At 70.8% G+C, this 6,249-nt stretch carries 7 protein-coding genes; 4 read left to right on the forward strand and 3 right to left on the reverse strand.

Annotated elements, in window-relative coordinates; all coding sequences use genetic code 11:
- Positions 1 to 16: 16 nt before the first annotated feature.
- Entirely contained in the window at positions 17 to 1,054 is a 1,038-nt protein-coding gene (locus E1200_RS12390; RefSeq protein ID WP_243708507.1) for an ImmA/IrrE family metallo-endopeptidase, read from the forward strand.
- Positions 1,055 to 1,208: 154 nt separating this feature from the next.
- Positions 1,209 to 2,081 carry a helix-turn-helix transcriptional regulator gene (locus E1200_RS12395; RefSeq protein ID WP_243708508.1) on the forward strand — a complete coding sequence of 291 codons (873 nt, stop codon included), beginning with the start codon at positions 1,209 to 1,211 and terminating at the stop codon, positions 2,079 to 2,081.
- Positions 2,082 to 2,226: 145 nt separating this feature from the next.
- Here E1200_RS12395 and E1200_RS12400 read toward each other — a convergent pair whose 3' ends face one another.
- Both E1200_RS12400 and E1200_RS12405 read right to left on the reverse strand, forming a co-directional pair.
- Entirely contained in the window at positions 2,227 to 2,895 is a 669-nt protein-coding gene (locus E1200_RS12400; protein WP_131952003.1) for a hypothetical protein, read from the reverse strand.
- On the reverse strand, positions 2,892 to 3,308 hold the full coding sequence (locus E1200_RS12405; protein WP_131952004.1) for a hypothetical protein: 417 nt from the start codon (positions 3,306 to 3,308) through the stop codon (positions 2,892 to 2,894). The genes E1200_RS12400 and E1200_RS12405 overlap by 4 nt, the downstream gene beginning before the upstream one ends.
- A 415-nt stretch (positions 3,309 to 3,723) precedes the next feature.
- On the opposite strand from E1200_RS12405, the gene E1200_RS12410 reads away from it, so the two are divergent.
- Both E1200_RS12410 and E1200_RS12415 read left to right on the forward strand, forming a co-directional pair.
- On the forward strand, positions 3,724 to 4,854 hold the full coding sequence (locus E1200_RS12410; RefSeq protein WP_131952005.1) for a sel1 repeat family protein: 1,131 nt from the start codon (positions 3,724 to 3,726) through the stop codon (positions 4,852 to 4,854).
- A 135-nt stretch (positions 4,855 to 4,989) separates the two neighbouring features.
- Entirely contained in the window at positions 4,990 to 5,610 is a 621-nt protein-coding gene (locus E1200_RS12415) for an alpha-ketoglutarate-dependent dioxygenase AlkB (RefSeq protein ID WP_131952006.1), read from the forward strand.
- Between the two features lie 143 nt (positions 5,611 to 5,753).
- Here E1200_RS12415 and E1200_RS33670 read toward each other — a convergent pair.
- The coding region (locus E1200_RS33670; RefSeq protein ID WP_207933312.1) for a hypothetical protein at positions 5,754 to 6,249 on the reverse strand (496 nt) is incomplete at its 5' end.

Consider the following 6,249-nt stretch of genomic DNA (forward strand, 5'->3'; position numbering starts at 1 on the left):
CAAAGGGTGGCGCGGGGTGCTGTTCGACTGCGAGCGGCTGACGCTTGCCCGGCGGCTGCGGGGCATGCGCAAGAACCAGCTCGCGCAGGCCGTGGGGACGACGCCGAAAGCGATCGGGCAGTACGAGGCGGGCGTGCAACGTCCGGAGGAGCCGACGCTGCGGCGCCTGGCGATCGCGCTGGGCGTGCCGGTCGCGTTCTTCCAAGCCGGCCGCAGCCCCGTCTCCATGGACGGGGCGCACTTCCGCTCCCTGCGCTCGACCAGCCAGATCGAGCGCGACCAGGCCCTCGCGTACGGGCGCATCGCCACCGATGTCGTCGCCGTCCTGGAGACCCTCGTCGACTTCCCCGCGGTGGCACTGCCCGAGCACCCCGTCCCGCCGGACGAGATCGCCGGGAGCGGGCCCGTGGAGGCCGCGCGGCTGACCCGCAAGGCCCTGCTGGACGAGGCGGGCCCGGTCCCGCACGTCGTCCGCCTGCTGGAGGCGAACGGCGTCATCGTGCTCGTCCTCCCGGAGGCCGCCGAGCGGGTCGACGCGTTCAGTGTGGGCGTTCATCCGCGGCCGATGGTCTTCTTCAATCCGGCCAAGGGCGATTACTGGCGCAACCGGTTCGACGCCGCCCATGAGCTGGGGCACCTGGTGATGCACGCCGATGCCGAACCCGGGGAAAAGGTCGTCGAGGACCAGGCGCACAGGTTCGCAGCAGAATTCCTGATGCCGGCGGACGACATCGCCGGGGAATTGCCCGCACACGCCGATTGGGAGCGGCTCGCCGTCCTGAAAACAGCGTGGGGTGTCAGCATGGCGGCGCTGCTCTACCGGGCGCGCACGCTCGGAATCATGACCGAGACCGCGTACCGCAACGCGATGAGCACGCTGAGTTCGCGCGGATGGCGGCGCCATGAACCCGGGCCTTCACAGCCCCTTGAGCAGCCGACAATGCTGACGCGCGCGATCGAAATCGTGCACCGTGCGGGGACGGACCGTGACGGGGTCGCCGAACGGGCGCGCGTGACGAGGGCCGATTTGGACGCGCTCATCCCGATGCGGTAATACCGCCCCGATTGGAACGGTCCCTAAAGGGTATTTAGCGACGCCGGCCATCAGCGTTGAGTTACATATCTCTGACCGGAGGTTCCCTGCGCGTCCGCCATTGTCTGTGAGACCCTCCGAGGGTTGCCGGGACAGATGAGGAGCTGGGAAGCCCGTGCTCGACAATCGGCAGGCCGGCCATAACTCGACCGCGCTCCGCATGCAGATCGGTGCGCGGCTGCGGCGCATGCGCGAGGAGAAGGGGATCGGCCGGGCCGAGGCCGGGCGGGCGATCCGCGGGTCCGCCTCCAAGATGAGCCGCCTCGAACTCGGCCGGCACGGATTCAAGATGCGCGACATCACCGACCTGCTCGACCTGTACGGCGTCCGCGACGCCGACGAGCGCGCGTCCCTCATCGAGCTCGCCGAGCAGGCCCGCAAGCCCGGCTGGTGGCAGAGCTACGGCGAGGCCGTGCCGAGCTGGTTCGAGCAGTACCTCGGGCTGGAGCAGTCCGCGTCGACGATCCGCAACTACGAGGTGCAGTACGTCCCCGGGCTGCTGCAGACCGCCGACTACGCGCGGGCGGTCATCGCGCTGGAGCACCACGACGCGGCGTACGAGGGCTTCGACCGGCGCCTCTGCCTGCGGATGTCGAGGCAGCGGATCCTGCACCGGCCCATCGCCCCGGTCCGGTTCTGGACGGTCATCGACGAGGCGGCGCTGCGCCGGCCGATCGGCGGGCCGGAGACGATGCGCGCCCAGATCGAGCACCTGATCGCGGTGTCGGAGGGCATGCCGAACGTGAAGATCCAGGTCCTGCCGTTCGCGGCGGGCGGCCACCTGGCCCTCGGCGGCCCGATCACGATCGTCCGGTTCGCCGAGCACGACCTCCCCGACATGGTCTACCTCGAACAGCTCACCGGAGCCCGCTACCCCGAGGGCCAGGAGGCCGCGCGTTACCAGGAGATCATGGACCTCCTCGGCATCCGCGCCGCCCAGCCCGCCACCACCACGGCGTTCCTCAAGGACCTGCTGAACGACTTCTGACACCCCGGCGGCCGCCGCGCGGCACCGGGAAGCCCCACCAAGGCCCACCGGGTGCGTTGACTTGCGGCGTGTTGCCCTTTCCGGGATCCCGGAAAGGGCAACACGCCGCAAGTCGACGAGTAGCAGGCCGGGTGTGGACGCCGCACTAGTGGCCGAACCAGGACCAGGCGCGGGCCTTGGTCTCCTTGGCGTTGACGCGGACGGACCTGTAGGCGGCCGGGTCGACGAGGCCCCCGGACGCGCACGCCTGCTGGTAGAGCTGGTCGGAGACGACCAGGCCGAGTTCGGCGCCGGTACCGGCGAAGGCGCGCTTGAACGCGGGCGCTTCCAGCAGCCGGAACAGGTGGACGAGCGACCGCCCGGCGACACCGTGGGCGTCGCGGTGGACGAGCCCGAAGTGGACGGCCAGCCGGAGCCGCAGCCGCGCGGCGTCGCTGGCAAGGCGGTTGTAGCGGCGCAGGACCGCGGTCAGGTGGTGGGCCAGCGGATCCAGGAAGTCGGTGGCGGGCACCTCGGGCGGGGCGATGATCAGCGCGCCGTCGCCGCGGTCCTCGCGGTGGCAGTCCAGCCAGGGCAGGCGGGTCATCTCGAAGGACTCGACCAGCAGCTGGTACATGTGGCGGCGCACGTGCAGCTGCGCGAGGTCGTCGCGGTCGAGCCTCCCGAAGGAGCCGATGTCCACGGCGAGCAGGGTCGTGTGCATGCTCGGCCCGAATTCGCGCTGCATCGCGACCGGGTCGGGCGGGTGGACGTTCACCGCCCGTCGCGCCCGCCGGGACGGGGACATCTCCGCGGTGGGGTCGGCCTCCATCATGACCGTCCTCCCCTTCTGTCGGACGTGGCAGGCCCCCCGGTGACCACGTCCCCGGTTGCACGGGTGGGGTGGTTCTGCGGGACGTGGCCACCGCCGCCGGAACCGGTGGACGAGCGCCGGCGGCAGCACCGTCCCGCCGAGCACGAATCCGGCCTCGGACCGCATGCGGGAGCGACGGGTGAGCGGCCGTACTCGGGATCGCTCCAGAACTCCAGCAGCTCGGCCTCGGTGAGCTGATCGGGCGGTGCGTGCCGCAGCCGCCGTCCCGTGCGCAGGGACCACGTGGCCACCAGCAGGAACGCCAGGTGCTCGTCGTCGCTGCGCGGTGCCAGCGGGACGGGCTCGGGCCTGAGGCGCCGACCGGGACTCCACGGCTGCCCGGTCTCCGCCTCGAAAAGTGTGATCGTCGACATAGATGGCCTTTTCCGGAAGGTCGAAGATGTCTGTGAGCGTCCAGTACGCCACCGCGCTGGGAGCGCTCGCAGCCGAACCGGTCCATCGGAACCGAACGGAACGACTCGGTGCACGGCCCGCCCGCCCACGCACGACTGACACCGGCCTTGACTCGCAAGCCGGACGGCGTACCCGCGCAGGATGATCTACCGACCAGTATTCGTGAATTGTTTTCGGGCTTCGTTCCGAACCGTTCCGAACCGTTCCGAGTAGTCCCGGTCCGTACCGGCCCATCTCTCTCACCAGGAGGTTCATTCACTGTCGGTGCGAAGTGGAACAATCCAGGACACCGTCCCAGGCACCTCGCAATACTCAGGAATGAGACTATTTACCCCGAGTTTCATGATCGGTAAATGACGATCAGTTAGGCCAGACATGACCGACGAGTCACTTTCCGGCGCCGCGCCGCTCGACGAGTTCATCGACCGGCTCGTCCGGCTGCGCGAGGAGTGCGGCTCGCCCAGCCTGCGGGACCTGGCGACCAGCTCGACGCAGGTGATGGCCCGCTACAAGCAAGAGCACCCGAAGCTGCGGGCGCTGACGGTGACCGCGCTCAGCGACCACCTCGGCCGGCGCCGCATGCGCCTGCCCGCGTGGGGCTGGGTGGCCACCTACGTGCTGGCCTGCCAGGACTACGCGCGGAGGAGCGGAGCCTGCCTGGACGACCCCGGCACGGCGTCCCTGCCCGACTGGCACGAGCACTACCGGGCCGCACGGGTCGGCTCGACGCCTTCTCCACCGCCGCTCTCGGCGCCCGTGCCCGAACCGGCGGCCCTGGCCGCCACCGGGCACGGCGCCGAGGAGACGCCCCGGGACCGCTGCGGCACCTGGTCCTCGTCCGGCGGGTGGCCGGCCGGCGACCGCGCGACGCCGCCCGCCGGCGCCGGCACCGCGAACTCCGCCGACCCCGACGTCCTCGGCCACGACGTCCTCCTCGACGACGCCGAACTGCGGCAGTGGTTAGAGTCGCTGCCCCCTCCCGAACCGCCGCTCGTGAGCCGCTACCGCACGATGTTCGGCTCCCATGGCGTCGACCTGCTGCAGGCCGCCAAGGGCGGTGACCTCGACGCCGCCTGCCGGCTCGGGGTCCTCCTGCTCTGCGAGAACCTGCCGGACGAGGCCCTGCCCTGGCTGCGGTCGGCCGCCGAAGGCGGAGACGTCGTCGCGAAGGTCCTCGTCCACGCCGAATCCGACATGCGCACGGCGATGGCCGCCGAGTGCGCCTACGAGCTCACCCTTCCCGGCTACGACCTCGGCCCGAGGACGCCCGGAACCGCCGCGGGCTCGCGCACCGGCGCCGAGACCTACTACCGGAGCGCGTCGCACAGCGACCACCCGGGCGCGACCTACCGCCTTGCCCTGATGTTCCAGGCGCGGGGCGACGACGCCACCGCCGCCGACCTGTTCGCACGCGCCGCCGGCCTCGGCCATCCCGAGGCGCGCGACCACCTCGGGCAGCCTGCTGGGCGAGCGGGCAGGACCTCCCGCCCTTCTCCGAACGATTGAGGTGTCGCCGCGGCCCCGACCGCGGCACCCGTGCATCCCGTTATGCGGCGTCTTGCCGGCCCCCGGCTCCCCGAACGCGCAGGTCGGACGGTTCATGATCGAACACATGTTTGACTGCGGGGTTAAAGTGGATGCATGTTTCAAGGGTCGCTGCTGGACGACGGCACGGAGGAGCGCGGTCCGCGGCCACTGGCTGCGGCGCGGCGGACTCCGCTCGCTCACGGCGCCTGGGTGGACCACCTGCCCGCCTGGATTCCCGGCGCGGACGCGCTGTTCGAGCGGCTGCACACGTCCGTGCCGTGGCGCGCCGAGCGTCGGCGCATGTACGACCGGGTCGTGGACGTGCCACGCCTGCTGTCCTTCTACGACGAGGACGACGAGCTGCCCGACCCCGTCCTGGACGAGGCCAAGGCGGCGCTCAACAGGCACTACGCCGCCGAACTCGGGGAGCCCTTCCGGACGGCGGGCCTATGCCTGTACCGCGACGGGCGCGACAGTGTGGCGTGGCACGGCGACCGGATCGGGCGCGGGTCCACGGAGGACACGATGGTCGCCATCCTGTCGGTGGGAACGCCGCGGAGCCTGCTGCTGCGTCCCCGCGGCGGCGGGCAGACCGTCCGCCATGAGCTGGGACACGGCGACCTCATCGTGATGGGCGGCAGTTGCCAGCGGACGTGGGAGCACGCCATCCCGAAGAGCGCCCGCGTGACCGGCCCCCGCATCAGCATCCAGTTCCGCCCCCGCGGCGTCCGCTGACCTGCGACGCGGGAGCCCGGCGGCGCCGTCCCCGGGCGACCTTTCCAGGGACGGCGGCCCGCGTCCACAGGACTCTTATAGGCGAGACGGTGCGCCAACGGTCCAATGAGCTTGAGCTGGGCCACGTCCACCTGGCGACCTCTCTATGGACGACGGCCTGCGTCCACAGGACTGCCGTAGGCGAGGCGGTGCGCCAGGGGTCCGATGAGCTTGAGCCGGGCGGTTCCCTTCCGGGTGACCTGGTACAGGCAATAGGCGCGCAAGGCCAGCGGGACGACGAACCACCCCACTATGTAGACGTTGAACGGCACGTCCTCTGGAGGGATCTCCTCCGAGCCGTACCTGATACCGCTGTACACCAGTAGCGGGATGCTCGCCGTAATGATGTAACCGGTCGTCAGCGCGTCGGTGAGGGCGCTGTGGATCGCGTGGTACCTGACGTTCCGGCTGCGGCCGAGCAGAAGGAACAGGCTGGTGAAGAACGGGAGGAAGTAGGCCAGGACCGAGCCGGCCCGGAGCGCATCGCCCTCAGGCTGGCGCGGCGTCCTTGGAGCGGGCTGCCAGGGCGGCGGTACCGGGCCCTCGGGGAACGGTCTTCCAGGGGACGCCGGGGCGCTCGGCCACGGCATGGTGGACAAC

The organism is Actinomadura sp. GC306 (assembly GCF_004348665.1).
GTDB lineage: Bacteria > Actinomycetota > Actinomycetes > Streptosporangiales > Streptosporangiaceae > Spirillospora.

Bases quoted from the DNA above. Each gene is read 5' to 3' on its own strand.
- E1200_RS12400 (WP_131952003.1), bottom strand. From the start codon at position 2,895: ATGATGGAGGCCGACCCCACCGCGGAGATGTCCCCGTCCCGGCGGGCG.
- E1200_RS12405 (WP_131952004.1), bottom strand. From the start codon at position 3,308: ATGTCGACGATCACACTTTTCGAGGCGGAGACCGGGCAGCCGTGGAGT.
- E1200_RS12410 (WP_131952005.1), top strand. From the start codon at position 3,724: ATGACCGACGAGTCACTTTCCGGCGCCGCGCCGCTCGACGAGTTCATC.
- E1200_RS12415 (WP_131952006.1), top strand. From the start codon at position 4,990: ATGTTTCAAGGGTCGCTGCTGGACGACGGCACGGAGGAGCGCGGTCCG.